25 protein-coding genes are annotated in these 26,477 nt (G+C 54.6%); 3 read left to right on the top strand and 22 right to left on the bottom strand.

Going from position 1 to position 26,477, the window contains the following annotated elements:
* Nucleotides 1-21: 21 nt before the first annotated feature.
* Together M0814_RS16920 and eco are read right to left on the bottom strand one after the other, a co-directional pair.
* Complete coding sequence (locus M0814_RS16920) at nucleotides 22-327, bottom strand: NIPSNAP family protein (protein WP_103483541.1); 306 nt, start codon at nucleotides 325-327, stop codon at nucleotides 22-24.
* A gap of 21 nt (nucleotides 328-348) precedes the next feature.
* Nucleotides 349-834: a serine protease inhibitor ecotin gene (eco, locus tag M0814_RS16915; protein ID WP_103483540.1), complete on the bottom strand. Its 486-nt coding sequence runs from the start codon at nucleotides 832-834 to the stop codon at nucleotides 349-351.
* Nucleotides 835-1,205: 371 nt separating this feature from the next.
* Between eco and M0814_RS16910 the strand changes: the two genes are divergently transcribed.
* Entirely contained in the window at nucleotides 1,206-1,475 is a 270-nt protein-coding gene (locus tag M0814_RS16910) for a DUF1652 domain-containing protein (protein ID WP_007964586.1), read from the top strand.
* Here the strand turns inward: M0814_RS16910 and M0814_RS16905 are convergent.
* Together M0814_RS16905 and M0814_RS16900 are read right to left on the bottom strand one after the other, a co-directional pair.
* Nucleotides 1,472-1,870 carry a hypothetical protein gene (locus M0814_RS16905; protein ID WP_103483539.1) on the bottom strand — a complete coding sequence of 133 codons (399 nt, stop codon included), beginning with the start codon at nucleotides 1,868-1,870 and terminating at the stop codon, nucleotides 1,472-1,474. The genes M0814_RS16910 and M0814_RS16905 overlap by 4 nt on opposite strands.
* Nucleotides 1,871-1,960: 90 nt before the next feature.
* A complete protein-coding gene (locus M0814_RS16900; RefSeq protein ID WP_103483538.1) occupies nucleotides 1,961-2,230 on the bottom strand; it encodes a DUF2790 domain-containing protein in 270 nt (89 codons plus the stop codon).
* Nucleotides 2,231-2,721: 491 nt separating this feature from the next.
* On the opposite strand from M0814_RS16900, the gene M0814_RS16895 reads away from it, so the two are divergent.
* Nucleotides 2,722-3,018 (top strand): hypothetical protein, encoded by a 297-nt coding sequence (locus tag M0814_RS16895; RefSeq protein WP_047597132.1) that lies wholly within the window; start codon nucleotides 2,722-2,724, stop codon nucleotides 3,016-3,018.
* 97 nt (nucleotides 3,019-3,115) lie between these two features.
* Here the strand turns inward: M0814_RS16895 and M0814_RS16890 are convergent, their stop codons facing one another.
* The 11 genes from M0814_RS16890 to M0814_RS16845 all read right to left on the bottom strand — a co-directional run bounded on the left by M0814_RS16890 (nucleotide 3,116) and on the right by M0814_RS16845 (nucleotide 16,824).
* On the bottom strand, nucleotides 3,116-4,084 hold the full coding sequence (locus tag M0814_RS16890) for a sel1 repeat family protein (RefSeq protein WP_103483537.1): 969 nt from the start codon (nucleotides 4,082-4,084) through the stop codon (nucleotides 3,116-3,118).
* 5 nt (nucleotides 4,085-4,089) lie between these two features.
* On the bottom strand, nucleotides 4,090-5,058 hold the full coding sequence (locus M0814_RS16885; RefSeq protein WP_103483536.1) for a sel1 repeat family protein: 969 nt from the start codon (nucleotides 5,056-5,058) through the stop codon (nucleotides 4,090-4,092).
* Nucleotides 5,059-5,474: 416 nt separating this feature from the next.
* Entirely contained in the window at nucleotides 5,475-6,443 is a 969-nt protein-coding gene (locus M0814_RS16880) for a sel1 repeat family protein (protein ID WP_103483535.1), read from the bottom strand.
* Nucleotides 6,444-6,449: 6 nt separating this feature from the next.
* The gene (locus tag M0814_RS16875; RefSeq protein WP_247868507.1) at nucleotides 6,450-7,436 is read right to left on the bottom strand and encodes a sel1 repeat family protein; all 987 of its coding nucleotides are present in this window, start codon (nucleotides 7,434-7,436) and stop codon (nucleotides 6,450-6,452) included.
* Complete coding sequence (locus M0814_RS16870; protein ID WP_146774696.1) at nucleotides 7,433-7,900, bottom strand: hypothetical protein; 468 nt, start codon at nucleotides 7,898-7,900, stop codon at nucleotides 7,433-7,435. Before M0814_RS16870 ends, M0814_RS16875 begins: the two co-directional genes overlap by 4 nt.
* A 307-nt stretch (nucleotides 7,901-8,207) precedes the next feature.
* Entirely contained in the window at nucleotides 8,208-8,600 is a 393-nt protein-coding gene (locus M0814_RS29175; protein WP_347359906.1) for a sel1 repeat family protein, read from the bottom strand.
* 7 nt (nucleotides 8,601-8,607) lie between these two features.
* Complete coding sequence (locus M0814_RS29170; protein WP_347359907.1) at nucleotides 8,608-9,195, bottom strand: hypothetical protein; 588 nt, start codon at nucleotides 9,193-9,195, stop codon at nucleotides 8,608-8,610.
* A 144-nt stretch (nucleotides 9,196-9,339) separates the two neighbouring features.
* The gene (locus M0814_RS16860) at nucleotides 9,340-10,329 is read right to left on the bottom strand and encodes a sel1 repeat family protein (protein WP_103483534.1); all 990 of its coding nucleotides are present in this window, start codon (nucleotides 10,327-10,329) and stop codon (nucleotides 9,340-9,342) included.
* A gap of 17 nt (nucleotides 10,330-10,346) precedes the next feature.
* Nucleotides 10,347-13,898: a LysM domain-containing protein gene (locus M0814_RS16855; protein WP_247868506.1), complete on the bottom strand. Its 3,552-nt coding sequence runs from the start codon at nucleotides 13,896-13,898 to the stop codon at nucleotides 10,347-10,349.
* A 29-nt stretch (nucleotides 13,899-13,927) separates the two neighbouring features.
* Complete coding sequence (locus M0814_RS16850) at nucleotides 13,928-14,785, bottom strand: DUF4123 domain-containing protein (RefSeq protein WP_103483533.1); 858 nt, start codon at nucleotides 14,783-14,785, stop codon at nucleotides 13,928-13,930.
* Nucleotides 14,776-16,824, bottom strand: a complete 2,049-nt coding sequence (locus tag M0814_RS16845; protein WP_103483532.1) for a type VI secretion system tip protein VgrG — start codon at nucleotides 16,822-16,824, stop codon at nucleotides 14,776-14,778. The genes M0814_RS16850 and M0814_RS16845 overlap by 10 nt, the downstream gene beginning before the upstream one ends.
* A gap of 374 nt (nucleotides 16,825-17,198) precedes the next feature.
* Here M0814_RS16845 and M0814_RS16840 point away from each other — a divergent pair, with 374 nt between their 5' ends.
* The gene (locus tag M0814_RS16840) at nucleotides 17,199-18,500 is read left to right on the top strand and encodes an OprD family porin (protein WP_103483531.1); all 1,302 of its coding nucleotides are present in this window, start codon (nucleotides 17,199-17,201) and stop codon (nucleotides 18,498-18,500) included.
* Between the two features lie 143 nt (nucleotides 18,501-18,643).
* Here the strand turns inward: M0814_RS16840 and M0814_RS16835 are convergent, their stop codons facing one another.
* From M0814_RS16835 to M0814_RS16805, 7 genes are all read right to left on the bottom strand, one after another.
* Nucleotides 18,644-19,264: a hypothetical protein gene (locus M0814_RS16835; protein WP_103483530.1), complete on the bottom strand. Its 621-nt coding sequence runs from the start codon at nucleotides 19,262-19,264 to the stop codon at nucleotides 18,644-18,646.
* Between the two features lie 43 nt (nucleotides 19,265-19,307).
* Nucleotides 19,308-20,246 carry a carbohydrate kinase gene (locus tag M0814_RS16830; RefSeq protein WP_103483529.1) on the bottom strand — a complete coding sequence of 313 codons (939 nt, stop codon included), beginning with the start codon at nucleotides 20,244-20,246 and terminating at the stop codon, nucleotides 19,308-19,310.
* 13 nt (nucleotides 20,247-20,259) lie between these two features.
* A complete protein-coding gene (gene xylB / locus M0814_RS16825) occupies nucleotides 20,260-21,756 on the bottom strand; it encodes a xylulokinase (RefSeq protein ID WP_103483566.1) in 1,497 nt (498 codons plus the stop codon).
* 134 nt (nucleotides 21,757-21,890) lie between these two features.
* A complete protein-coding gene (locus M0814_RS16820) occupies nucleotides 21,891-23,363 on the bottom strand; it encodes a mannitol dehydrogenase family protein (protein WP_103483528.1) in 1,473 nt (490 codons plus the stop codon).
* A 17-nt stretch (nucleotides 23,364-23,380) separates the two neighbouring features.
* Complete coding sequence (gene ugpC / locus M0814_RS16815) at nucleotides 23,381-24,484, bottom strand: sn-glycerol-3-phosphate ABC transporter ATP-binding protein UgpC (RefSeq protein ID WP_103483527.1); 1,104 nt, start codon at nucleotides 24,482-24,484, stop codon at nucleotides 23,381-23,383.
* A gap of 165 nt (nucleotides 24,485-24,649) precedes the next feature.
* On the bottom strand, nucleotides 24,650-25,480 hold the full coding sequence (locus tag M0814_RS16810; RefSeq protein WP_098964116.1) for a carbohydrate ABC transporter permease: 831 nt from the start codon (nucleotides 25,478-25,480) through the stop codon (nucleotides 24,650-24,652).
* 8 nt (nucleotides 25,481-25,488) lie between these two features.
* Complete coding sequence (locus M0814_RS16805; RefSeq protein ID WP_003225141.1) at nucleotides 25,489-26,415, bottom strand: sugar ABC transporter permease; 927 nt, start codon at nucleotides 26,413-26,415, stop codon at nucleotides 25,489-25,491.
* Nucleotides 26,416-26,477: the final 62 nt, after the last annotated feature.

Below are 26,477 nucleotides of genomic sequence, written 5' to 3'. Positions count from 1 at the left end.
GGCGTCCCGGCGTGATAACGCTCAGGGCAGTAGCGGGCGCAGAAAACTGCGCTCGTAGCTGACGATGAATTTTTTCTGCACCAGCGATTCCACCAGCGCCCTGCTTTCCGGATCGGTCAGCGCGATGTGCCGGTAGCTTTCATAATCGGCCAGCGAGGGAAAGCTGAACAGGCAATAAGCGATGTTGCTCGCGCCCTCTGACGGCAGGAAGTAGCCGTGATGAGTACCGCCCAACCGCTCGACGATGCCCAGCCAGGCTTTGGCGTAGGCCTCGAACTCGGTCAATTGGTACGGATCGATCACGTATCGCACATGGCAGGTAATCACGTTTGGCGCTCCCTGTTCAGGTCATTCCGCGATGGCAGTGCCAACCTTGTCCGAAGCCGACCAGACGCGATAGCGCACTTCGACGTCTTTCGGGGCGTAGATCACCAGCGGCAGCTTGCTGTTGTAACGCAGCATGAAGCCATCACCGACGACCGGCACAAATGCGCGCTTTTTCTGAGTGCCAGGCGGGCACGCCATCAGTGTGCTCATCGGGCCGATGACTTTTTCCAGTCGGTAGAACGGGTAACCCCAGCCCTCGAGATTTTTCTCATCCAGGGCGCCACCCAGACGTTGGCTATTGCAGTCGACTTCCAGGGTTTTGCCGGCGAGGACTTCAACCTGGAAATTCTCTTCCTGCTCTTGCTTTGGCAGGTAGATGACCTGACGGGTAAAGCCGTTTTCCGCCTTGGGGTAAGGGGCAACGTCTTCCAGTTTGGCCCCGTGGGCGAAGGTGGACAGGCCGGCAACGAGCAGACCGATTGTCGCGTGAACGCTTAAAGAACCCATGAAAGCCTCCTGGCGGGTGTAGGGTGGAGTGACGGGCATTCTCACTGTCATGGTCGATGAATGCAAACCGGCGTCGACGTGCATATTGCAGTGTCCAGGTGGGGCATTCTTGCAATTTGCAACTGGCCAATGACTGGCCACCACGCCAAGTGCTTGATTTATCGAGGGTCAAAATGACCCGATGAAAGGCACGGTTTATGCGTCTACTTGGTGCAGCGCACCGCGTTCGGGCGCCTACACTCCAAGAAGCATTTCGCTGTACAACCGTTTGCCGCACCAGGGAATCAGCGGGGAAACACCCGTGCAGGGGCAGCAAAAGCGGTCAACGTGAAGAGTTGATTGGCAGTTTCATCAATAAGGAGAGGTTCACCATGTTTCTGTCTGCCTTGGAACTACGCAATATCATTGAAAGCAGTTTTCTGCCTAAACGCTGCCAGTGCACGCTGTCGCCAGACCTGTCGATGACCGTCAAGGTATTCGGTGACCACCAGACTGACCAGGTTGATTTGCACGTCAGCGGGATCGATGCCAGCCATCTCAATGGCTGCCGCGAGATCAACGAACTGATTGCCGGCCTGCGCTCGGATCTGGCGCAACAAACCACGCCACAGCATTACAGTCCTCGCTCCCGAGCGCTTTAACTCACCGTTTCTCCCAGTTCGACCGTCACGCGCCGGGCCTGCACAAAGCCAAGGCCCAGCGCGAACTCGACCAGCACCGCGAGCAGAATCCCGGGGCCGGCATGGCCGTTGAGCCATTCGCCAAAACCCAGTACCGCCAAACCAAAACAACCGACGATAAAACCGTTGCTCAGGGCATTGCGACCCAGTGATGGCGGAGCGCTGCGCACCAGATAAAACATCACCCCCAACGCCGCAAACAGCACCGCACTGCGCCGCGCTACAAAACCGGCAGCGAACGAATACTCAATGCTCCAGATCGCCAGCAACACCTCCGGGAAAAAGCCCCAGACCAGCGCCAGTACAAAACACAACGAAGAGGTGATGATCGACAACGTACGAAACGACAACTGCATGGCGAGTCCTTGCGGCAGTGAGGAGGGCCCCCGAGCATAACCCGCGAACCCTCCAGCGCCTACCGCAACCCCGCAAATCAGAGCCTTCTGTCAGTTCTGGTCACTGCAGGCGTCGGACATTTTCCGGTAGGTGATTTCCTCAGGCTTCCCGGCATTGTCGATGTACTTCATGTCAGCAGTAACGACTTTGCACTGACGAGTGGGTTGCTCGGTCATGGAGATCACTTTGTTCACATGCAACGGCATGCCGTACTGATAGGGGACAGGCTTGGTTGTGGCGGTGGTGTCATTGGCCTGAGCCAGCCCGGCGAATGAGCTGCAGGCGAGGGCGGAGGTGAGCAGTAGCGTGCGAATGTTCATGGATCGGACTCCCGTGCGACGGAATGAGCGTTCGGCACCATGCCGGCCGAACCTGCCGCACTCGGCGCCAGCCAGCGGCTGAGGTGTGCGGTTCAGTACAGTCTTGGACTGCGGCGTTAAGTGATGGTTAACCTGGCTGAACACCGGCTGTCTGGCAGAGGGATGATTTCTCGGGGATGCGGGGCCGATTCCTACAAGGATGGATGCTTTGTCTGCTTTCGGCGGCGGGAGCGGGGCGGGTATGGTTTGGCGTCGCTGCAAAATCAGCGATTCGGGTTTGGTCACCTGAGAAGAGTTCATTGCATATGTGCCTTCATTTGCACTACGGACACTCATGTTCGTAAAGTGCACTGCTGTGGCGGCTGTGTGCAGGACGCCTTCGGGCGAGCTGAGTTTGAACTGTTCTCGGTTGACCAAGCCTGCACACGGCCGCCTCCCACCGTTTGGTCACGGTGTTGGCGGTTACCCTCTAATACAGTTGAGTAATCAGTATGCCAATACTAAATCCGCTCCCAAACCGCTATCACCCGCTAAACAGCGGCGTCACCGACAGCGCGCCAATGGTCATCGACACCCAAGCCAACCCCCAAGACATCCTCGAGTCCGCCGTCCAGCGCATCCGCGCCTGCAGTGACCTGCTCGAAACCCTGCACTGCATGTGCTTCCGGCATGGCGATGTTCAGGACATTCCACACATTACCCATGCGCTGTACCTGCTGGCGCAGGATGGCAATGATTTGCTGCAGGTGGCACAGCAGCAGATGCTGGATTGGAAGGCGCCGGTTTGATGTTGTAGCAAGAAGGGAATGAGTGAGGTTGAAGTAGAGTTCATACAACTCACTCTTTCCATTATTTACGGCATTTCTTTCGCAGAAATAATTGTTTTTAACGTCCCAGTTTGTCGGGGAAAAAGGAGAGGGGCGGGTGACTGTCTTTCCATTTTTTAGCGACTGCTTTTGAGCTTTCAATCTGTTCGGAAGTCATCTTTGCCCCAATCTCTTCAAGAGTATCCTGAACGAAATCCTGAATGGCACCACCCCCATCCAGCTCTTTGAGCAGGCTAATCAGTGCATAGCCCTTAACCAAATCCAAAGGGTAACCAACCTGATCAGGCGCATGAGCAAGGTAAGAGCCATAGCTGCTGATTGCTTTTTGATCCCCTGTTTCCGCCGCTACTTGAAGCCAATGACGGACGCCCTCGAGATCGTTGTTTTTATAAAGGATCTCAATGTAATCCATCATTGCTTTTGGATTCCCTCCCTCAGAAGCCGCTTTCAACCATCGGCTTACTGATGCTTCCCGCTTTCCGGGAAGAAGGAAAAATCCCTCACCTTGCCGATCACCGACGGCCACCCAATACTGCGCGAGTGCGTAGCCTGAGCTAGCCGATTTTTCTAACCATGTACGATCGAAAGTTATTTCATACATCAAATACAAAGACTCAGGATCGCCTTTGCTTGCTCCCTTCATAGCTTGATCTTTTGCCTGGCTCAACCATTCGGCGCTTGATTTTTCGCTAGGGGGGCAGTTGTTCATTTTTTTGCAAAGATCATTGTTTTGGCGACCTAATTGAATCATCGCAAATATAGACCCATTGTTCGCAGCTTTTTCATACCATTGCTGTGCTTCGCTCGTCATGTAGCGATTCCGTTTTCTTAGAGTTTCACCTAAGTAGTACTGCGATTCCATGCTTCCCAATTCTGCTTCTTTTTCTAATGTCGGGAAGGCATCGTCAAGTTTTAATTGGTTGTATAGGATTACCCCTGCGGATAATACCTGCTCTTGCTGTTTTGCTGGGCTGGTTTCACTAAAGGTAAAAAGTGAAGCGACTAAGAGGTATGCTAGAACCTTCATCGAAATTATTGGCTTAATTTATCTGGAAAAAACGAAAGTGGCGGATGGGATTTCTTCCATTGAATGGCAAAGTCTTCCGCTTCTTTTATTTGTTGGGAGGTCATTTTTTCTGCGATTTCCGGAAGAACTTCCTCGACGTAGACCTGCACGTTGCCCCCGCCATCAAGATCTTTTAAAAGCGAAGTGATAGCGTAACCCTTAACCAAGTCTAGTTCGAAGCCAAATCGTTCGGGGGCATGCGCTAAATAAGCACCGTAACTGCTCACGCCGCTTTTGTATCCTTTCTCGGCCGCTACTTTTATCCAATGTCGAGCAACTTTAAGATCACCTTCATTCTCATAAAGGTAAGCGGCATACTCCATCATGGCTCGAGGATTTCCTCCTTCTGCGGATGCTTTAAACCAGTTTCCCACTGCCTCCTTACGTTTCCAGGGAAGTAAGAAGCCCTCACCTTGCTTGTCACCGATTGCCATCCAGAATTGTGCATCTGGATTGCCGGCATTTGCCGACTTTTCTAACCAGTTACGATTCAGTGTAATTTCATACATTAAGTACATGGCCTCCGCGTCACCTTTTTCTGCCAAAGGTTCCGCAAGCGCATGAGCATTTTTCAGCCAGTCGACAGGAGGTTTACCGGAATCAGGGCAATTGTTCATTACTCTGCAAAGATCATTACCACTTCGCCCTAACTGAATCATAGCGTATAAATTATCTTGCGCAGCAGCGGCCTCATACCATTCTTTAGCTTCTGAAGTCATGTAGCGGTTGCGCTGTCGAAGAGACTCTCCTAAATAATACTGTGATTCCGAAATTCCCGACCGCGCCTCTTTTTTTAATTCAGCTATAGCGGAGTCTATTTTTAGCTGGTTGTATAAAGTTATTCCTGTTGTCAATTCTTTTTCTTGTGCCGCGGCCGCGCATGTTTCAGTGAGGGCAGAAATGACTACTGCTAAGATCAAAAAATATAAGTTCACTAAAATTAATTTCCTAGGTTGTCAGGAAAGAAAGAGGCGGATGGGAGTACTTCCAGTGCTATTGTTTTTTTTTGCCTTGTCTATTTGCTTTTTGATATGTTTCTTTATGTCGGGCAACATATCTTTTGCGTCGCTTATTACGTTCCCGCCAAAATCAAGCTCTAGCAGGTTTGATAGTAGGGCATGGGCTTTCATTGGAGTTAATTGGGGTCCGTATGTGGGTTGAGGCAATTCCGGAGCCGCAAAGGGCTAGCTGAACATTAGGGTTGGCGGAATTAATATAATGGTCTTCAGTTTCATTTGTTTAACTGCGCTGAGTTTATGTGAGCAAGGTATTAAAGGAATGGGGTGTAGACCGTAAGTTAATAAACTCGTAGTCGACAACCCAAAACACCTTTGCGGGCTAGCTGTCTGGGTTAATTTCCCAGCTTTTCGGGAAAAAAAGAGAGCGGGGGATGAGTTTTCTTCCACTCTTCTGCCACACTTTTAGACATTTCTATTTGTCCTGGTGTCATTTTTTCGGCGATTTTTTCTATTTTCTGTTCGGCATACTCTCTAACCCCACCATTACCGTCTAATTCTTTGAGAATGGTAAAAAGAGCGTACCCCTTTACGAGGTCCAAAGGGTAGCCAACTTTGTCTGGGGTATGTGAAATGTATGCGCCATAATTGCTTACTGCTTCTTGGTCACCAGTTTCAGCCGCGACCTCCAGCCAGTGTCGAACACTTTCCATGTTTCCATCCTCATATAGGATCTCAAGGTAAGCGTTCATCGCTTTCGAATAACCACCCTCAGAAGAAAGTTTTAGCCAATTTCGAACAGACTTGTCCCGTTTTCCAGGGATAAAAAAGAATCCCTTCCCCTGCCGTTCACTCACTGCCATCCAATACTGCGCAAGTGGATAACCAGCGTTTGCGGACTTTTCAAGCCATTCGTCATTCAAAGTTATTTCATACATCAAAAATAAGGACTCAGCGTCACCGCTGTTCGCTTTTACCAACGCCAGATCTCTTGCGTACGCTAGCCACTGAGCAGGAGTTTTGGAACTGGTAGGGCAGTTGTCCATTATCTTGCATAGGTCCGAATTTTTACGACCTAATTGAATCATCGCGTATATGGAGCCATTATTCGCAGCTTTTTCATACCATTGCTGTGCTTCGGGCGTCATGTGTCGGTTGCGCTTTCTTAATGCTTCTCCTAGGTAGTATTGCGATTCGATGTTTCCAGATTGTGCTTCTTTTTCTAATATGGGGAAGGCTGCATCAAACTTAAATTGATTGTATAGGATAATACCCGGAGAGACTTCGTGTGCCGGCTCCAACGCAGAAACAGGAGTGGCGGCTATACAAACTATTGCGGTTATGAAGTAGTTGATTAGCTTCACTGGGCATTAATATCCTAGTTTGTCCGGATAAAATGAGAGCGGCGGGTGCGTGGACTTCCACGTTTTAGCGAGTTTTTTTGCTTCTGCTATCTGTTCCTTGGACATGTTTTTTTCAACTTCTGGTAACGTATCGTTAACGTTGTTTATTACGTTGCCGCCACCGTCAAGTTCTAGCAGGTTCGTTAATAGAGCATATGATTTTACTGGGTCTGATTGGAAGCCGTATGTTGGTTCAATCCCACCAATGTAGGATGCATAGCCAAAAACTCCGGATACATAGCTTAAAGTTGCAGCTCTTTCATTCCAAAATCTGAAAGACGATAAATCATTTTTTTCAATTCTGGCTGCTGCGAATCCCATCATGCCTGGAGGATAGCCATTTTCTGCAGACGCCTTCATCCATTTTTCGATTGCTTCAGATCTTCTTGATGGCAGCAGAAATGTGCCACCCCCTTCTTGGTACTTAGTGGCTAAACGAAATTGCGCCAATGCGAATCCGTTTTCTGCTGATTTCTCCAGCCAGTCATCGTTCCCTGTCATTTCATATAACAGGTACATTGATTCGCTATCTCCCTGCGTTGATCGTTGAATTGCAAGGCTTTTAGCTTTGATTACCCAACTGCTAGGAGAATCTTCACCCGGTGGACAGTTTTTCATGGTTGAACACAAGTCGTCTTCAATTCTCCCGAGGCGAATCATAGAATAGATATTCCCCTTTTTTGCCGAACTTTCATATGCTTTTTTAGCTTCCGGAGTCATGAAGCGGTTGTTTTTTCTTAATGCCTCACCCAGATAATAAAGTGCTTCATCATCACCGCCTTCGGCCGCTATTTTGAGTGGTTCGATTGCAGAAATAGCCTTGTATTGATTGTAAAGTTCAATACCTTTTTTTTTTGCTTCTTCTTGCTGCTGGGTGAGAGCAGCATTCGCAGTGTTGCAGAGCAATATGAAGAAAATGCAGAGAGATATATTGAATAATTTTATGTTTTTCAATTTGGTTTGCTCGCTGGAACTGAGTATCTTACAGACGATTTTGGTATGTAGCTGTTTTCGTGCATAACAATTTTACAAGAACCATCAAACGGCTCACCTAATAGTGAGGCATTTTTCTTGTAACGAGCTCTCATTGTGTTCCCTAGCGCGTCAATTAAATTAAGCGCTGGCTCGTTCATGAAATTATCCAGGAGATAGCGGTTTTCGCAGTATTTTTGACCGATATCAACAGGTTGCACTCCGAATTTATTCATGCATGCGCAGGCGAGTTCAAATTGCTTTTGAGCTTCTAAGAGGCTTCCGTTGTTTTTAGCGTTTGTGGTTATGTAAGTTATTATTATTTCAATTGCCGTTTGCTGGGCCAAATACGATTGTTGTCTAGTGTATTTTTTCTTACCTTCTTTCGAAGTGCCGATGGTACCTTGCTTTGTTGACGCTATGGTGAACTCTTCAGGGTTAGACATTAGTGTCATTAAAATCGGGCCTAATGCTTCTGGTGTCGCTTCTATGACCCATTTTTTAACTCGTCGGGGTTCTGGTATTCAACGATCGCATGAGCAATCGGCCCCCTTTTTCTTTAGCAGTAGCCTGAGCGCTTGTAAGTGCCATAGCGGAATGAGATACGAACACCAGGAACACAAAGAAGGCTTGGGATATTGATTTGTATTGCGTGTTTTAATCATTTTACACTATCTTCGGCGTCAGTTAGTGCCAATACGGCAGAGTCAAAATTGACTAGCAAAAATCCTGCGATAGACAGTTTCATCGTACTCAGCGGCTAAGTTTTTCAGGAAAAAAAGAGAGGGGAGGGTGCGACGCAGCCCACTCTTTAGAAAACTTTTTGGCTGCTTCAATTTGTTCAGCGGTCATTTTTGCGGCGATTCGAGGTAGCGTGTATTCAACGTTTTCCTTCATGCCACCACCCCCGTCTAGCTCGGACAGCCAGTATATAAGTGCATAGCCTTTGATTAGGTCGAGGGGGTATCCGAATGTATCAGGCTCATGTGCTAAATCAGCACCATATACGAAAACAGTAGTTGCGTACCCTGTAAGTGCTGTCTTTTCAACCCAACTACGATATCCTTCTACATCGCCTCGTTCATACAAAAGAGCAGCATAATTCATCATCGCCTTAGGGTACCCACCTTCAGCCGAAAGCTTCAACCACTTTTCAACTGCTTCGCTTCCAGGGCAGAAAAAAGCCGTCACCTTGCTTGATGGAGACCGCCATCCAGTACTGTGCAAGCGCATTTCCCGCAGATGCGGATTTTTCCAACCAAGCATCCTCTAGCGTAATCTCATACATTATGTACATCGCTTCCGCGTCGCCAGTATCTGCTTTTTCTTTCGCTATTTTTTTTGCCTGATTTAACCACTCTATTGCCGGCTTCTGCGAAGGAGAGCAGTCGTTAGAGATTTCGCACATGTCATGCTCAATGCGGCCCAATTGGATCATGGCATAGAGATCATCCTGGCCTGCTGACGCTTCATACCATTTCTTGGCGTCCTCGTTCATATAATTATTTTTCTTACGAAGAGCTTCTGCTAAATAATATTGAGCTTCGTGGTCGCCCGCTTCTGCTGCTGTTGTTAAAAACGGAATTGCAGAAGTGGCTTTGTATTGATTGTATAGATTTATGCCTTGTTGTTTTGCGGAGTCTTGGTTTGGCGTTATCTGGGAATTTGCTTGGCAGCCAAGTGGCAGCAGTAGTAATAAAGTGAAAATTATTCTGGTTGTCATAATTATTCTGCGTGACATCTTATTTTGCTCCTTCAGATTCTTGGGTCGGAGCTGTATGGGTTGCTAAAAGGAGGCAATAAGAAGAAAAGGATTGTAAGTTGGCAGAAAATGCAGGCAGCCTACAAACCATAAATATTTCGACGAGTCTATAAATGGTCTGAGTTAATTGCCAAGCTTGTCTGGAAAAAAAGAAAGTGGTGGATGAGTGGCTTTCCAGTCTTTTGCCACTTTTAGTGACTTTTCAGTTTGTTCCGATGTCATTTTTTCGCGTATTTCTTCACTTTTTCTCTCAACATATCTCCCGATTCCGCCACTGTCCTCTAGCTCTTTAAGAAGCGTGAATAGCGCATAACCTTTGACTAAGTCTAGTGGGTAGCCTATTTTGTCTGGTGTATGCGCTATGTAGGCGCCGTAATTGCTTATGGCGGCTTGATCGCCAGTCGCTGCTGCAGTTTCAAGCCAGTGGCGCATGCCAACGACATCTCCTTCTTCGAATAAAACTTGTAGATAATCCATCATTGCTTTTGGGTGTCCGCCCTCAGAAGAAAGTAGTAGCCATTTTTTGATAGAGGCCTCGCGTTTTCCAGGAATCAAGAAAAAACCTTCACCTTGGCGTTCGCTTACAGCCATCCAATATTGTGCAGTCGGATATCCCGCATTTGCGGATTTCTCTAGCCATTCACGATTAAGAGTGATCTCATACATCAGATACAGGGATTCAGGATCACCTTTTTGCGCTTTTGGCAAAACTAGCTCATTAGCTAGTTCAAACCAATCGGCCTGAGTTTTTTTACTTGGAGGGCAATTTCCAATTTTTGTACAGAGGTCGTTCTTTGCGCGAGCTAATTGAATTATAGCGTATACGTTGTTTTTTTCTGCGGCAGATTCATACCAGTGTTGAGCTTCTGGAGTCATGTAACGATTTTTTTTGCGAAGTGCTTCTCCTAAGTAATATTGTGATTCACTATTACCGTCGGCTGCCTCGCGCTCTAGTTCCAGAATGGCGCGATCTATCTTTAATTGGTTGTATAGGACTATGCCCAATGGTTCTTTTTGTTCGGTATTTGAAGATGGGGTTGCGAATGTTAAGGTGCTCGTGGTTATTAAAAGCAAACTTAGAATCACGACGAGGGGGCGTTGGTTTGGTTTCATCTGTTAAGTGCCATTCGTTAATAGTTTTTCAAAAATGGAGTCGCGCCGCTTGGTGAATAGCTTGGTTGCGGTGCATAGTTTTTCTGGCAGAAGCCAGCCATATTGGCGCCAAGTAATTTGACGTGGGATTTGTAGTAGTTTCGGGCGGCAACACCAGTGTCATCGAAGAGAGCGCGGACGCTTTCAGACATAAAGCTATCCAGTAACATACGGTTTTTGCAATAAGCCATTTCGGAATCAGTATCTTTTATGCCAAATTCGTTCATGGACATGCATGCGAGCTCAAACTGACTTTGTGCTTTGTCGACAGAGTTTGTTTTTTTGGCGTTACTAACAATCCAGTCCAGAATTTTTTCAATTGCTTTTTGCTGAAGGACATGTGCCTCGGCTTGGCTATATATGCGCTTTTCATCAGTTATTCGCCCATTTTCTGATGCGGCGGTGACTGTGAATGCTTCTGGAGGACTGATTAAAGTTCTAAATAGTGGCCCTAAAGCATCCGGAATAGCGTTAATGCACCACTCCTCAAGAGCTTTTTTGTCCGTGTAATTCATGATTGCGTCCGCAATTGGGCCGCCTTTGCCGCTACGGGTTAGCGCTTGATAAAGACTCATCACAACATCCCAACGCATCATGTACGCCATCGCCACGTTCAACCCGGCAGCACCCAATGCATTAAGCGCTGACGCATATTCACTCGCTTCAGGATCCATCCACTCGACCTTACGACCTTTAGTCTTGTGAAGTTCCTTACGGTACAAGTTGATGATATCAACCACCGCCTCATAACCAATCTCAAACTTAAAGCTGCCGTTAGCACCTGGGCCCAGCACTACCGCAGCCTTCAGATTGAGAATGAAGCGGCCCTTATCCACAGAAATCTGCGCCGTTCCCTGGAATCCAGCGCCCAGCGCAACCCCCACAGACCCACTCAGCTTGGCAAGCGTCAACCATGGATTGGCTTTTTTCGCATCTTTATCGCTGCCGATACCCATTGTTGGAGCGGTGCGCAGGGCGACCAGTTCTTTAGGTGGTGCCCAGTTCAGTGCGCCGGTGAGTTCGATGGCGGCTTGCAAGCCTCCGAAAACATTGAAAGTCGCTTTCGCTCCGTTTTCGATCTGGACATTGGCGGCACGCCCGGTCAGCACTTGGTCTGTGCTTTTGGTGCTGGCAACGGTGCCGGATTTGGACTTGTGTTCAAGATCGGGAGTAGGGCTATCGTCTCCGCTGTCGGCCTTGGCTTTCTTGGCCGCATCGTGATCTGCACGTTCTTCTTTGGCTGATGCGTCTTCACGCTGTGCGCGTTTGACCGGGCTGAGGGAGGCGCCGTATTTGACGTTGCCGAGAATGGGGCTCAACTCCACGCTGCCGGCTAGCAGCAACGATGCTCCGGCGTAGCCCCATGCCTTCACACCAAAGTGGAAGGAGAACCGGCCGAAGCTCATTTTCTGCGGCACGCCGTCCAAAGAATAATCCAGCGTTATATCTTTAGCGCTCGTTTTGGCAGGCATGTCGATTTTCATCAACTGTACTTCGCCGCGTGCCAGGTCCAGGCTCAGACCTACGTTGGCCGACATCTGAAAGCCTTCGGCCGCGGACATTTTGGGGCCTTCCAGCTTTACTTCACCGTGAATGCTTGGCTGGGGAGGAGTCAGGCAGCGGACGAATTGCGCCTGAGGGCTGTTATCGAAGAGTCGGATTTTTCCGCGAACGCTTTTCCGGAAGACCAACTGCTGCAGATGCTTGCCCCAACTGGTCAACGCAGCACTGTTCTCCAGTTCAGTGACGGTGTAGCCCTGTTTTTTCAAATAAGTGTAGAAATCGTTGGCTTTAAACCAGCCCTTTTCATCAAAACAGTCACCTACTTGGTCGCTGAACTTGACTGCGCCCTGCGCGAGGAGCCATTCGCGGAATGAGCTGGTTTCACTGTTTTTATCAGAATCTTCTGTCGCGTCGGTAGGTGGGCTTTTTACGACCTTTTTTAACGAGCCGCCTAAACTTTTTCCATCCTCCTTCAGGATTTTTTTAGCATCTTTCAGGTTTGTCATGCTGAACCAGCCCAAAGGCGTACCCTTGGCGTCCGAAAGGCTGACCTCACGAAGAGGAAACCCGGGTTTAACCATGCGGTCGACGGGTTTAGGCTGGAACTCTTCTGGCTCCCAGATGAGATGACGCCCAGGCTTGGTTGCACTGACATTACTTTGGGCTGTTGCCTGAAGGTCGTCCTTGATTTTTTGCAGGCGATCCCACTCGGCTCGCTCCACGTCAACCAAGCCCGCAGGCGCTTGGGCATTTTGACCGGTCGCCTCGATCCAGCGTTTGTATTTTTCCTGAAGCTGAGCCGTGACTTCTGCCTGCTTCTTCTCTGTGTCCAGATACAACTTGAATTGCGCGATGCCCGATGGAAGGCCGTCACTGATAAGCGCGAACTCCGGAAGTGCGATACCGTACTCCGAAACTTTGATAATGGACTCAGTGTAAGCATGGTAATTCAGTGCGTCGGCGTTCTTGATCAGCGTGTAGACATACCCAGACATGTCCGCTGTACAGTCGCTCATACCGCTGCATATGCTTTCGTAACTTTTTTTCTGCTCAGCTAGCGCCTTTGCAACGTCTTCAAGGGGAACTTGTTTGAAGTCTTTATTGCTGAGTATTTTTTTTCGCGCTTCAAGATATGCTTGCACTCGCGCGCGGGCTTCAATTGCCTCCTTGGAGTACAGCGATCCACTTTCGTAGGAGTAGCCCTGAAGCTTCGCCGCTTTTATCGCTTCCTTTTTCAGCTCAAGCCACTCAGTCCGCCGTTTGTGGAAATCTACAAACTCTTTGCGAATACTTTGCTGGGTAGCTATGTCCGCATTCAAACGGTCAATGCGCGATTGTGCAGTGTCTTCCTGCGGAGGTTGCGCAGGTGCGGCTACCGGCTTGTTTCGATTGGCTTCGTTTTGTCTCTTCTTAGCGGTTGCGGGATCGATTTCGATCTCATCTCCCATCGCCTCGAACTCTTCCATGCGCGTGCGCTGAGCGCCCGTGAGGAAATTGCTCAACTTTGGTTCGAGGAAGTATTGAAGTAGACCTGACTCCTGCAGCCCGTTGAGGCGTGCATCACGCGCCTTGTTCGGTGCGATCATTTTCTCCAGCGCGAACATCGACTCTTTGATGGCGGACTTTGCCCGCTCAGGGAGTAGCCAGAACTCTTGTTCCTCTGTCGCATAAATGGCGCTCGCAAAAGTCTTGGAGCAGGGTGGGGCGTGAGGCTTGAAGGTCTTCGAGGAGCCATCTGGAGTTTCCTTGACCGGATCCAGCTCAACCAAGTCTTCCGCAGAGCACTGCGTTGCAGCATTCGGAGCCGTCTCGGCAGGCGCTTTAGGCGCAGCGGGTGTCGAAGCAGCGGGTGAAGCTGAGGCGGATTGCGCGCTTTTAGGGACGCTCAGGTTCCATCCGACCTTGACGTTGTTCGGATCGGTGATGAAGGGGTTGAGTTGGCGAAGTTGCGCCACGTTGCTGTTGTAGCGCGAGGCAATCTGGCTCAGGGTTTCGCCGGGCATGACAGCGTGATTCGTGATTTCCATGGTGATTCCGTTCTGTTGTCGCGTCGCCGTTAACGTTGGGCGACGGCGGCTGATTCCAGGAGCCGATCTACTTTGATAAACGACTCGTCCTTTGATTGCAGGATCGCCATGATCTCCGGCTGCGCTTCAAATAGCGGGCCGTTCACGGCATGACCAAGCTTGAGCAGGTGATCACCTTCATAGATGTTGCTCATGAGCAGGAGGTCGAGGTTGTCGGCGATATCGTTCAGACGATCATCATTCGGCTCTTCAAAAGCTACGTATTCCTCATCAACCCAATACACCCAGCCGAGACGCGCTTGAACTTGCGCGGCTGCCTCCGGAAGGTTGAATGGTGCTTTGTCACCAGGCCATGTCGATTCTTTGTTGGCTATCCAGGCTAACCATGGACCACGCTGCTCGCCGAAGTTCTTTGGCGCCGGGGAGTAAACGGCGCTCCAGCAACCCAGTAACTGATCAAAGGTTTTATCGGCGGTGTAGGCCAATGCTGCCCACAGGCTCGGTTTGTGGAAGCTCAACAAACTCTGCCCTCCAGAACCGTCGTTGACTCTGAGGAGCCAGCGTGCGTGAGCCAGGGCTTTTTCCGGATCGGGTGTTGAGATCGCAATTCCCGAAAAGTGTTCCTCACAAAGTTTTGTCGCTTCAGCGGCCAGTTTGCTACCTCTGGGGGCGAGCAACCACAACGGCCCCTCAGGAATCTCTGCGAAGTCAGTACCGAAGAACAGCCCTTGGGAAACAACGGGTTCACCGACTCGATAGAGCCGACTCAAGGCTTGCGGCTGCAGGCCCTGATCGATGATGAAGCACAGCGATTCGCTGGCAGCGGGCAGATCCGCGAAGTTGTAGCGAGGCTCTGCCAGCAGAGCGCTCAGCGCTTTTACATGCATGTGCAATCCTTACGGCTGCAAGCGCCGTTACTCTGTTTGCCGCACAACGGTGTGATGCCTGATTCATTGAGACGAGCGGGGAGCGGTGCTTTGCCCGCCTTATCCGCATCCGCCACCTTCATCGGCCCCGGCAGCAACGGCGCGGCCGGCGTACCTACACCCGGTGCACCGCCGGTATTGACCTTCACCTCGGCGCCGCTGATGGTCACGCCACCGGCGTCGACCTTGACGAAGCTGCCGCCCGCTTTGGCGGTCAGCTCCATTGCGCCTTCGACGACGACTTTCTGGCCGGCGTAGTAATGGATTTCGCTGCCGGCTTCGACGAATTGCGCTGTGCCTACCTTGAGGTGCTGGGTGACTGCGACGGTCAGGTGATCATCTGCGCGCATCTCACTGACACGATTCAAATGAGTGATGCGGTGCTCTTCGACTTTGAATTCGCTGTAGGTGTTGGCCTCAACCGTGTCATGCCGCTCATTGCCCACGCGGATTTTCTGGTCGTGCTCGATGTTCTCGTCCCAATCGCGCTGGGCGTGGATGTAGATCTGCTCGGCGCCCTTTTTGTCTTCAATCCGAAATTCGTTGTAGCCCTTGCCGCCCGGGGAGCTGAGGGTTTTGAAGGTGCTGCGGGTCTTGTTTGCCGGCAGGTCGTAGGGGACGACGTTTTCCTTGTGGTACAGGCAGCCGGTGACGAGTGGCTGGTCGGGGTCGCCTTCGAGGAAGGTGACGAGGACTTCCATGCCGATGCGCGGGATGGCGATGCCGCCGTAGGCGGCGCCGGCCCAGCCGCTGGCGACGCGTAGCCAGCAGGTGGTTTTGTCGTCGGACTGGCCGTCGCGGTCCCAGTGGAACTGGACCTTGATGCGGCCGTACTGGTCGCAGTGGATTTCTTCGCCGGCCGGACCGGTGACGACCGCGGTCTGGCTGCCGAGGACTTTCGGTTTCGGGTGTTCGAGGGCAGGGCGGTAGTGCGCGTCCCACGGGGTGGCGAGGAAGCTGTTGCGGTAGCCCTGGTGGAAATCGCTTTTGTTGTCGGTGACGTCGCTGGTGACGTTTTCACCGAGCACTTGCGGTTGTTTGCCTTCGTGGAAGACTTCCAGCAGCAGCCACAGGTCGTTCCATTCAGCGCGCGGGTGTTCGGCCAGGGTCAGGAAGTGGCCGCTGGTCAGGGTCGGTTCGTCACCTTTGCCTTCGGCGAGTTTGTAGTCGCTGCGATGACGTTCAAGGGCGCGGGTCGAGAGGAATTTGCCGCGCTCGCGGGTGGTGAAGCGGCCGGGGTAATCGTAGTCCTCAAGATCCGGGGCGAACTCGGATTTGACCGCGCCTTCGGGCAGGATCTTCGGTTTTTCGAAGTCGTAGTCACGGCGGCTGACGCGGGTGGTGCGGGTTTCCAGGCGCAGGTTGAAGCGTTTGATCACCGGTTTGTCGGCGCTCATGCCGGAGTCTTGCTGGTAGCTCACGGCCTTGAGTTTGCGGAACACTGTCTGATCGTCGCCGAACACCAGTTTGTGCCCGCTGCTGCTGTGCTGGAAGTGGAAGTGGATGCCTTCCTCTTCGCACAGGCGCTGGATGAAATGCAGATCGGACTCGTCGTACTGCACGCAGTAATCGCGTTGCGGGTACTCGGCGTTGAGCTGGAAGCTGTAGGCGTCGGCCAGAATGCCGCGATCTTCCAGCACTTGGGCGATGATCTTCGGCACCGTGAGGTTCTGGAAAATCTGCTGATCATGGTTGTGCCGCAAATAGGCCAGTTGCGGCACCAGGCTGATGCTGTAACGGGTCAGCGTCTTGCCGGAATCGCCTTGCTCGATGCGGTACACCAGGCCGTGGATCTTGCCTTCGCCGGTGGTGCCGAAGGTCAGGACGCCGGGCTTGTGCAGCAGCTCTTCAAGTTTGAGGTCGGGGCGGGCGCTGACCAGTTCGAGGTCGAAACGGAAAGGCTCGTTGAGGGCTTCGCGACCGGTGAAGCTGAGCACTTGCAGGTCGGCGGAGGCGCCTTCGAGCGTAAGGGTAATGTGGGTAGCGTTGGCGTCCAGCATGCCTTGAATTCCGTCCATTGAATAAGCAGGTGACGGATGATGGAGGATTAAACCGCCCCGTTCAAGGCGCAAATGCCGTAGGGATGGGGTCTGCGACGTATAGGGAAAACCCTTAGATCGGCTTTTTGGCCCAATGAAACCGGGGGCTTCGCAGTCCTGAGCCATTGGTCAGCAGGCGGTTTTAGCCAATCGCAGGCCAAAGAATCGCCGGTCAGTTTCAGACTAAAGTCGCCTTCAGCGCGTAAAAGCCATCTGCCATCATTGCGCCTCACCCCTGCGTGTCCACTTCTTCCCGGCTGTTTTTGACCCGGGACGGGAGCTATTTTTCTGGCTAACTGCGCCCCGGCGCAAACGCTGTACTGTTGGAGTTTTTCATGCGTCCCCCATTTCCCCTCATCACCCCGCGCCACTCGTTTGGCTTCGGCGCCGTTGTGCTGTGCGCCGGTTTTGCCGCGCAGGCTCAGGCCAGCGGTTTTCTCGAAGACACCACGGCGAAAATCGAATCGCGCACGGTGTATTTCAACCGCGATTTCCGTGATGGGCACACCTCCAACGAGCAGGGCGCTTCCAAGCGTGAAGAGTCGGCTCAAGGCTTTATTCTCAATCTGCAATCGGGTTACACCGAGGGCACGGTGGGCTTCGGTATCGATGCGCTGGGCATGCTCGGCTTCCAGCTCGATTCCAGCCCTGATCGCAGCAACAGCGGCTTGCTGCCGTCCAGCGGCGACAACCCGCGCGGCTCGAAGGGCCAGTACGCGAAAATGGGCCTGACCGCCAAGGTCAAGGTCTCGGACACGGTGTTGAAGTACGGCGCGCTGTTGCCGGATCTGCCGCTTCTCAAGTACAACGACGGTCGCTTGCTGCCGACCCTGTTCAACGGCGCCATGCTGACCTCCAAAGAGGTCAAGGATCTGACCTTCATGGCCGCGCGTCTGGACAAGTACACCGCGCGCGACTCCACCGACTCGCAAGACATCCGCGTGCACTGCAAGAACAAGCGCTACGCCTGCAACACCACCGCCGATCATTTCGACATGTACGGCTTCGACTACAAGATCAACGATCGCCTGACCGCGCAGTATCACTACGCCGAACTGGAAGACATCTACCGTCAGCACTTCATCGGTTTGCTCGGCAATCAGCCACTGGGCGATGGCGTGCTGAAGGCCGATCTGCGCGTGATCAAGAGTGCCGACAGCGGTGCTGAGCGTGCCGGTTCGATCGACAACCGCGCCTTGAGCGGCATGCTTTCCTATGGCATCAGCGGCCACACCTTCAGTGCCGGCTGGCAGCGCATGAACGGTGACAACTCGATGCCGTACCTCGATGGCAGCAACCCGTATCTGGTCAACTACGTGCAGGTCAACGACTTCGCCGCCGCGCAGGAGCGTTCCTGGCAACTGCGTTATGACTATGACTTCAAGGCCATCGGCATCAACGGCCTGAGCTTCCTGACCCGCTATGTGAACGGTGACCACATCAAGGTCCCGGGCAGCGATCAGGAAGGCAAAGAGTGGGAGCGCGACAGCGAGCTGAAGTACGTGATCCAGACGGGCACGTTCAAGGATGTGAGCCTGCGTCTGCGCAATGCGACGTACCGCACCAACTATGAAAAGTTTGCGCGGGATGTGGATGAGACCCGGTTGATTGTGAGTTACAACTTTTCGGTGTTGTAACCGATAGAGCGGTGGCGCCTGATCAATTGCTTTCGCGAGCAGGCTCGCTCCCACAGGGGATCAGCGCGGAGCACAAAATCTGTGTTCATGGCTGATCCAATGTGGGAGCGGGCTTGCTCGCGAAGGCGTCTTTGCAGGCACCACTACAACCAATGCCAGAACCGGCTCCAGAAGCCGCGATTCAGATCGTCCTTGCACCCGGCATACTGCCGCGCATACACATCGGAACGCGTCTGCACCTTGCGCGCAGTCGGCATCAGCCAGGCCTTGCTGGCGTAGGTCTTGTTGCGGAAACCGCCCCAGCCTTCGTGGTAGTTCAGGTATTGGTTGTAGGCGTCGTACTTGTAAACGCCGTTGATCGAAGTGGTCTTGTCCATGTACCAGCCGACGAAGTCGATGGCGTCGTCGAAGTCTTCGCGATCGGCGCCGTGTCGGCCGGTGCTTTTCTGGTAGTCGGACCAGACTTCATCCTTGGCCTGGGCGTAGCCCGACGCGGTGGTGACCCGGCCCCACGGGATCACCCACAGCAGGTATTTGCGCGGCGTCTTGGCGTCGTAGCGATAGCCGGACTCCTGATACATGATCGCGAAGGGCACCTGGATCGGTACGCCCCAGCGCTTTTGCGTGACTTGCGCGGCGTCGTACCAGTCGCTTTTTTCGCGGAAGATTGCGCAGATGTCTTCCGGCGAACGCGGCGGCGAGGTGCCGCAGCCGCTGAGTAATCCCGCCAGTATCAAAAGTCCCGCCGTCCGCCCCGAAATCAAACCGTCATCCCCATGCGCGCAAAAAGGGCGACAGTTTACGCGCTCACCTCAACTGCTGACGATAGGGCAAATCCGGACCGGTTTTGCTGCACGTAAGGGCGGCCGCCTGTACGGCAAACCTGAGCATCTTGTCGATCTGCTCGCGGCTGAGTGCTTGAACCCCTTCGACCGAGTCCAGTCCTTGCTCGGTCAACCAGGTGATCAGCGCCGCTTGAAAGGTATCGCCGGCGCCGACGGTATCGGCGATTTTCACTGAAACCGCTGGTACCGACCACGAACCGTGAGCGCGACTGAATACCGTTGCGCCTTCGCCGCCACGGGTCAGGAACACCAACTGGCAGCGATGCTGCAGCCAGCCTTCGATGACGCGCTGCGGATCCTGTTCCGGGTACAGCAGGCTCAGGTCTTCGTCGCTGACCTTGATCATGTCGGCCAGTTGCACCAGGGTCGCCACGCGCTCGCGCCACAGGTCGATGTTCGGCTCCGGGTTGAGGCGCACGTTGGGGTCGAGGGTGATCAACCGCTTGCCGCTTTCACGCTGCACCAGCGTCAGCAAGGTGTCGGCGATCGGCTGCACCACCAGCGAGAACGAGCCGATGTGCAAGCCGCGTACTTCGGTGCTCAACTGCGGCAAATGGGCGAGGCTCAACTGGCGATCGGCGCAGCCCTCGCCGCGAAAGCTGTAATGCGGCGAACCGTTGGCGCCGACCGCAACCATCGCCAGCGTGGTTGGCGCGGCGAAGTCGATCAAGTAGTCCGCACGCACGCCTTCATCCTGCAGCACCTGCTGCAAACGCCGGCCGAGATAGTCGGTAGACAGCCCGGCAAACAGCGCCGAATCCACGCCCAAACGGCGCAAGCCGACCGCGACGTTGAACGGCGAGCCGCCGGCAATCGCCTTGAAATTCACCTTCGAGGCCAGACCACTGGCATCGTCTTCGCTGAAGAAATCGAACAGAGCTTCGCCACACACCAAATACATAATTGTTTGCTCTTTATAGGGTTGCGACATGCTGTTGATAGCGTTCATAGGCCTGCTGGAACGCCGCGACATTGGCGGCAATCGGCAGGGTTTCACTGTGCAGATCGAGCTTCACGCAGCGCTGGCACAGATCGGCCAAAGTGTCCTCGTGGCCGTTCGACCATGATTTGCACCACGCCGCCTGAATCGCCGCGCCAAGGGCTGCGGCTTCGCTGTGTTCGGTGCAGATCACCGGGGTGTTCATGATGTCGGCGACGATCTGCCGCCACACCGCACTTTTCGAACCGCCGCCGATCAGGCAAATGCTGCGGCTTTGTAAACCATTGTGGCGTAACAGATCCAGTCCATAACGCAAACCGAAGGTGGTGCCCTCGACCACGGCGCGGCACAGGTTGGCCTGGGTCAGGTTGTTCAGGGTCAAGCCGTGCAGGCTGCCGGTGGCATGGGGCAGGGCGGGGACGCGTTCGCCGTTGAGGAACGGCAGCATGCTCACGCCTTCGGCACCGATCGGCGCCTGGGCCACGAGTTGATTGAACTGCTCCAGGTCGAGGTTGAACAGTTCGCGGATTGCGCCGGTGGCGTTGGTCAGGTTCATGGTGCAGATCAGCGGCAGCCAGCCACCGCTGGACGAACAGAACGTTGCGACCGAGGCATCCGCGCTGACCTTCGGCGCTGCGGCATAGGCGTACACCGTGCCGGAGGAGCCGAGGCTCATGGTGATCGCACCTGGCTGAATGTTGCCGGTGCCGATGGCGCCCATCATGTTGTCGCCACCGCCGCTGGAGACCTGTGCATTCGGGTTGAGTCCGAGCTGTTCGGCAATCGAAGGCAGCAGCGTACCGACCGCCTGATGCGCGTCGATCAGCTCCGGCAGCGCCGCTTGCAGGCGACCCGTTGCGTCGATGTCGCGCAGCAGTTGCAAGTCCCACTGGCGGCTGCGCACATTGAAATAGCCGGTGCCAGAGGCGTCGCCGTATTCGCTGCACGCGCGGCCGGTGAGCCAGTAATTCAGATAATCGTGGGGCAGCAGAATGCGCGCGATACGCGAGAACACCTCCGGGTGTTGTTCTTTGGTCCAGAGCAGTTTCGACACGGTGTAGCCCGGCGCGATGACCACGCCGAGGCGTTCCAGTGAGCCTTTTTCGCCGCCGAGGTGTTTGAGCAAGCGGTCGTTTTCATCAGTGGTTTCGGTGTCGCACCACAGCTTGGCCGGGCGCAGCACCTGGCCCTGATCGTCGAGCAGTACCAGGCCGTGTTGCTGACCGGAGACGCCGATGCCGAGAATCGCCTGACCGTCGATATCGGCGGCCAGCAAGGCGCGGCGGGTGGCGAGGGCGAAGGCGTCCAGCCACTGTTGAGTGTCCTGCTCGCGCCGGCCGTTGGCGCCGCTGATCATCGTGTGGGTAGCGGCGCCTTCGCCGAGCACCTGACCGCTGGCGGCATCAAGGATGATCGCCTTGGTGCCCTGGGTGCCGCAGTCGATGCCGAGGAAGAGTTGTCGGGTGGTCACAGTGAGGTCCTCAGGTGTCAGGTTTGCCAGGGTGAGGCCGCCATTCGCGAGCAAGCCCGCTCCCACATTTTGAAACGCGTTCCCCTGTGGGAGCGAGCCTGCTCGCGAAGGCGTCGGTGGTTTCACCGCTGAATTCAGGCCAAAACCCGCTCCAAAGTGCGCGTCACACCCACCTCACGCAAGCTGTTGCAGCACCACTCGAACGCCGCCACAAACTCCGCCGAACGCGGAATCGTCGTGCCGAAAATTTCCTCGACCGCCAGCAACCGTTGGGTAATCAGCGCATCATCCGCCACCAGCCCCTGACAAAATTCCGCCCGCGGATCAGGAATCGCATAGGTATCGCCGTTCTCGTCGACGCCCTTCAGATACAGCGCCCAGGCCGCCACCACCAGCGCCGCACGCCTGGTTTCCTGACCATCGGCAATCAAGCGGTTGATCGTCGGAATGGTGAACTTGGGAAACTTCGACGAGCCGTCTGAACACACCCGTTCCAGCTGATCGGCAATCGCCTGATTAGAGAAGCGCGCGACCAGCGTATTTTTGTAGTCGGTCAGATCGATGCCCGGTACCGGCGCCAGTTGTGGGGTGACGTCGAGGTCCATGTACGCACGCATGTAGCGCACGAACAGCGGGTCGTTCATGGTTTCGTGAACGAAGCGGTAGCCCTTCAGAAAACCCAGATACGTCAGCGCCAAGTGGCTGCCGTTGAGCAGTTTGATCTTCATTTCTTCGTAGGGCGAAACGTCATCGGTGAACTGCACGCCGACCTGTTCCCAGGCCGGGCGACCGTTGACGAATTTGTCTTCCAGCACCCATTGCACAAACGGCTCGCAGACCACCGGCCAGGCATCGTCCACCGCGTGTTTGTCGGCCAGTTGCAGGCGATGCGCGGTGCTGGTCATCGGCGTGATGCGATCAACCATGGCGTTGGGAAAACTGACGTTCTGCTCGATCCAGTCGCGCAGCCCCTGGTCGCGCAGGGTGGCGAAGGCCAGCAGTGCCTTGCGGGTCACTGCACCGTTATGCGGCAGGTTATCGCAGGACATGAGGGTGAACGCCGGCGTGCCCGCGCCACGACGTTTTTCCAGCGCGGCGCAGAGGAAACCGAACACGGTTTTCGGCGTTTGCGGATTTGTCAGATCGTGCTGAATCTGTGGCAGGTGCGCCATGAACTCGCCGTTGCTGTCGTCGATGCAGTAGCCGCCCTCGGTGATGGTCAGCGAGACGATGCGGATCTGCGGATCGGCGAGTTTGTCGATCAGCGCCTGCGCGCCGTCTTCGGCCAGGAGCATGTCGCGAATCGCGCCGATCACCCGCACCTCGGTGTCGTCGCTGTCACCGAGTTCGAACAGGGTGAACAGGTAGTCCTGTTCCTTCAGGTCGTCACGGGCGCGGCGGTCTTCAGCGCGCAGGCCGACGCCGCAGATCGCCCAGTCCAGTGCCTGACCGGTGTTCATCAGTGCATCGGTGTAGTACGCCTGATGCGCGCGGTGAAAGCCGCCGACGCCAATGTGTGCGATGCCCTGGCGGGTGTCGCTGAGGCTGTAGGCCGGCAGTTGCACCTCGGGGGCGAGGCGATGCAGGTTTTGTTTATTCAGTTTCATCGGGCAAGTCTCGAAATTCAGGCCGCCGCACGCAGCGGGCGGGTCAGCGCCACGCCATTGGCGTCGAACAGGTGGCAATGGCTGGCGTCCAGGTACAGGTTCAGTTGCTCGCCATAGCGGCTCGCCAGGTCACCGCGCACGCGCATGGTCAGGGCTTCGCCGGCGCTGGTGGTGACGTGGCAGAAGGTGTCGCTGCCCAGACGTTCACTGACGTCGGCGGTGACCTGCAGGGTGCAGTCGCCCGGTTGCGCCAGTTCCAGATGTTCCGGGCGAATGCCCAGGGTCACGGCGCTGCCGATGCTCAGGTTGGCGGCGTTGAACGGCAGGGTGATGCGCGTGCCGGCATCCAGCGAGACTTCGCAGGTCTGGCTGTCGACACGGGCGATTTTGCCCTTGAGGAAACCCATTTTCGGCGTGCCGAGAAAACCGGCGACGAACAGGTTGGCCGGGTTGTGATAGAGGTCCAGCGGCGAGCCGACCTGCTCGATCTTGCCGCCATTGAGCACCACGACCTTGTCGGCCATGGTCATCGCCTCGACCTGATCGTGGGTCACGTAGATCATCGTGGCTTGCAGGTCTTTGTGCAGACGCAGCAGTTCCAGTCGCATCTGCACGCGCAGCGCAGCGTCGAGGTTGGACAGCGGTTCGTCGAACAGGAAGATCTTCGGATTGCGCACGATGGCCCGGCCGATGGCGACCCGTTGCCGCTGGCCGCCAGACAGTTGTTTCGGCTTGCGCTCCAGCATCGGCCCGAGTTCGAGAATGCGCGCCGCTTCGCCGACCTTTTTCTCGACTTCGGCTTTCGGTACGCCGGCCAGGTCGAGGGCGAACGACATGTTTTTCTTCACGGTCATGTGCGGGTACAGCGCGTAGGTCTGGAACACCATCGCCAGATCGCGTTTGGCCGGACTGACTTCGGTGATGTCGCGGCCATCGAGTTCGATGGTGCCACCACTGACTTCTTCCAGCCCGGCGATCAGCCGCAGCAGGGTCGATTTGCCGCAGCCGGACGGGCCGACGAAGACCACGAATTCCTTGTCGTTCACCTCAAGGTCGATGCCCTTGATGATGGAGAAACCTTCGAAGCCTTTTTGCAGATTCTTGATTTTCAGGTTGGCCATGGTGATGGGCCTCCGCTTAAGTTAATTCAATTGCGCCGGGCAAGCTTTTATGTGGGAGCGAGCCTGCTCGCGAAAGCGGTGTGTCATTCACCATTAATGCTGACTGACACGGCCCCTTCGCGAGCAGGCTCGCTCCCACAGGGGATTGGGTACGGTTGGAGAACTTCATTTCACGGCACCGAACGACAGGCCGCGCACCAGTTGTTTCTGGCTGATCCAGCCGAAGATCAGGATCGGCGCGCAGGCCAGGGTCGAGACCGCCGACAACTTGGCCCAGAACAAGCCTTCGGGGCTTGAATACGAGGCGATCAGCGCGGTCAGTGGCGCGGCTTTCGACGAGGTCAGGTTCAGCGACCAGAAGGCCTCGTTCCAGCACAGAATCAGCGACAGCAGCACGGTCGAAGCGAGCCCACCCTTGGCAATCGGCAGCAGCACGCGGACCATTTCCTGCCACAGCGTGGCGCCGTCCAGACGCGCGGCCTCGAGGATGTCCTTGGGGATGTCCTTGAAGTAGGTGTAAATCATCCAGACCACGATCGGCAGGTTGATCAGGGTGTAGATCACGATCAGTGCGATGCGTGTATCGAGCAGGCCGAAACTCTTGGCCAGCAGGTAGATCGGCATCAGCACGCCTACCGGCGGCAGCATCTTGGTCGAGAGCATCCACAGCAGCGTGCCCTTGGTGCGCTGGGTTTCGTAGAACGCCATCGAGTAGGCGGCGGGCACCGCGATCAGCAGGCACAGCGCCGTGGCACTGAAGGAAATCACCACCGAGTTCCAGGCGAAACTGAAGTAGTCGCTGCGCTCGTTGATGTGCAGGTAGTTCTCCAGCGTTGGCGTGAAGATGAACTGCGGCGGCGTGGCAAAGGCGTCGATTTCGGTCTTGAAACTGGTCATCACCATCCAGAAGATCGGAAAGAAAATGATGATCGCGATGGCCCAGGCCAGGGTGCCGAGCAGCAGGCTTTGCAGCCGGCGGGATTGTTGAAGAGTCATGGCAGGCCTCAGGCTTTGTCAGTCAGGTTTTTGCCGATCATCCGCACCAGAATGATCGCGGCGATGTTGGCGATGACCACGGCAATCAAGCCGCCCGCCGAGGCCATGCCGACGTCGAACTGCACCAGCGCCTGGTTGTAGATCAGGTAGGCGAGGTTGGTTGAGGCGTAACCGGGGCCACCGTTGGTGGTGGTGAAAATCTCGGCGAACACCGACAGCAGGAAGATCGTTTCGATCATCACCACCACCGCAATCGGCCGCGCCAGGTGCGGCAGGGTCAGGTGCCAGAAGATCGCAACAGGGCCGGCGCCATCGAGGCGTGCAGCTTCTTTCTGTTCCTGGTCGAGGGACTGCATGGCGGTCATCAGGATCAGGATCGCGAACGGCAGCCATTGCCACGAAACAATGATGATGATCGACAGCAGCGGGTAGTGCGCCAGCCAGTCCACCGGCTCGGCGCCGAACAGCCGCCAGACGTAGGCGAGGATTCCCGACACCGGATGGAAAATCAGGTTCTTCCAGATCAGCGCACCGACGGTGGGCATGATGAAGAACGGCGAAATCAGCATCACCCGCACGATGCCGCGGCCGAGAAATTCGCTGGCCTCAAGCAACGCGCTGATCAACACCCCGAACACCACGCTGATCAACAGCACGCTGCCCACCAGCAACAGGGTATTGGTGGCGCCGGGCAGGAAACCGGAGTCGGTCAGGAAGTAGGTGAAGTTCTCCAGCCCGACGAATTCGTTCACCCCCGGATCGAGCAAGTTGTAGCGAATCATCGAGAAGTAAATGGTCATGCCCAGCGGCACGATCATCCACAGCAGCAACAGGGCCACCGACGGGCTGACCAGAAACCAGCCGGGATTGCGTACGCGGACTTTGCGCTGGGGTTGCGACAGGTCGAGGTGGGCTTTGGCAGTTGAAGTATTCATGGTGATCACAACCGAGTCATACAGACCTATGGAGATCCCCTGTGGGAGCGGGCTTGCTCGCG

This window comes from Pseudomonas sp. MWU12-2020 (genome assembly GCF_023100605.1).
Classification (GTDB): Bacteria; Pseudomonadota; Gammaproteobacteria; order Pseudomonadales; family Pseudomonadaceae; genus Aquipseudomonas; species Aquipseudomonas fluorescens_H.
The sequence above is the reverse complement of the archived record's forward strand: the minus strand, read 5'-3'. Positions and strand labels throughout refer to the sequence as shown.

What these genes read in the sequence shown, in the direction of transcription:
- eco (WP_103483540.1), bottom strand. Translation starts at nt 834, where the DNA reads ATGGGTTCTTTAAGCGTTCACGCGACAATCGGTCTGCTCGTTGCCGGC.
- M0814_RS16910 (WP_007964586.1), top strand. Translation starts at nt 1,206, where the DNA reads ATGTTTCTGTCTGCCTTGGAACTACGCAATATCATTGAAAGCAGTTTT.
- M0814_RS16905 (WP_103483539.1), bottom strand. Translation starts at nt 1,870, where the DNA reads ATGCAGTTGTCGTTTCGTACGTTGTCGATCATCACCTCTTCGTTGTGT.
- M0814_RS16900 (WP_103483538.1), bottom strand. Translation starts at nt 2,230, where the DNA reads ATGAACATTCGCACGCTACTGCTCACCTCCGCCCTCGCCTGCAGCTCA.
- M0814_RS16895 (WP_047597132.1), top strand. Translation starts at nt 2,722, where the DNA reads ATGCCAATACTAAATCCGCTCCCAAACCGCTATCACCCGCTAAACAGC.
- M0814_RS16890 (WP_103483537.1), bottom strand. Translation starts at nt 4,084, where the DNA reads ATGAAGGTTCTAGCATACCTCTTAGTCGCTTCACTTTTTACCTTTAGT.
- M0814_RS16870 (WP_146774696.1), bottom strand. Translation starts at nt 7,900, where the DNA reads ATGTCTAACCCTGAAGAGTTCACCATAGCGTCAACAAAGCAAGGTACC.
- M0814_RS29170 (WP_347359907.1), bottom strand. Translation starts at nt 9,195, where the DNA reads ATGTCACGCAGAATAATTATGACAACCAGAATAATTTTCACTTTATTA.
- M0814_RS16860 (WP_103483534.1), bottom strand. Translation starts at nt 10,329, where the DNA reads ATGAAACCAAACCAACGCCCCCTCGTCGTGATTCTAAGTTTGCTTTTA.
- M0814_RS16855 (WP_247868506.1), bottom strand. Translation starts at nt 13,898, where the DNA reads ATGGAAATCACGAATCACGCTGTCATGCCCGGCGAAACCCTGAGCCAG.
- M0814_RS16850 (WP_103483533.1), bottom strand. Translation starts at nt 14,785, where the DNA reads ATGCATGTAAAAGCGCTGAGCGCTCTGCTGGCAGAGCCTCGCTACAAC.
- M0814_RS16845 (WP_103483532.1), bottom strand. Translation starts at nt 16,824, where the DNA reads ATGCTGGACGCCAACGCTACCCACATTACCCTTACGCTCGAAGGCGCC.
- M0814_RS16840 (WP_103483531.1), top strand. Translation starts at nt 17,199, where the DNA reads ATGCGTCCCCCATTTCCCCTCATCACCCCGCGCCACTCGTTTGGCTTC.
- M0814_RS16830 (WP_103483529.1), bottom strand. Translation starts at nt 20,246, where the DNA reads ATGTATTTGGTGTGTGGCGAAGCTCTGTTCGATTTCTTCAGCGAAGAC.
- M0814_RS16820 (WP_103483528.1), bottom strand. Translation starts at nt 23,363, where the DNA reads ATGAAACTGAATAAACAAAACCTGCATCGCCTCGCCCCCGAGGTGCAA.
- ugpC (WP_103483527.1), bottom strand. Translation starts at nt 24,484, where the DNA reads ATGGCCAACCTGAAAATCAAGAATCTGCAAAAAGGCTTCGAAGGTTTC.
- M0814_RS16810 (WP_098964116.1), bottom strand. Translation starts at nt 25,480, where the DNA reads ATGACTCTTCAACAATCCCGCCGGCTGCAAAGCCTGCTGCTCGGCACC.
- M0814_RS16805 (WP_003225141.1), bottom strand. Translation starts at nt 26,415, where the DNA reads ATGAATACTTCAACTGCCAAAGCCCACCTCGACCTGTCGCAACCCCAG.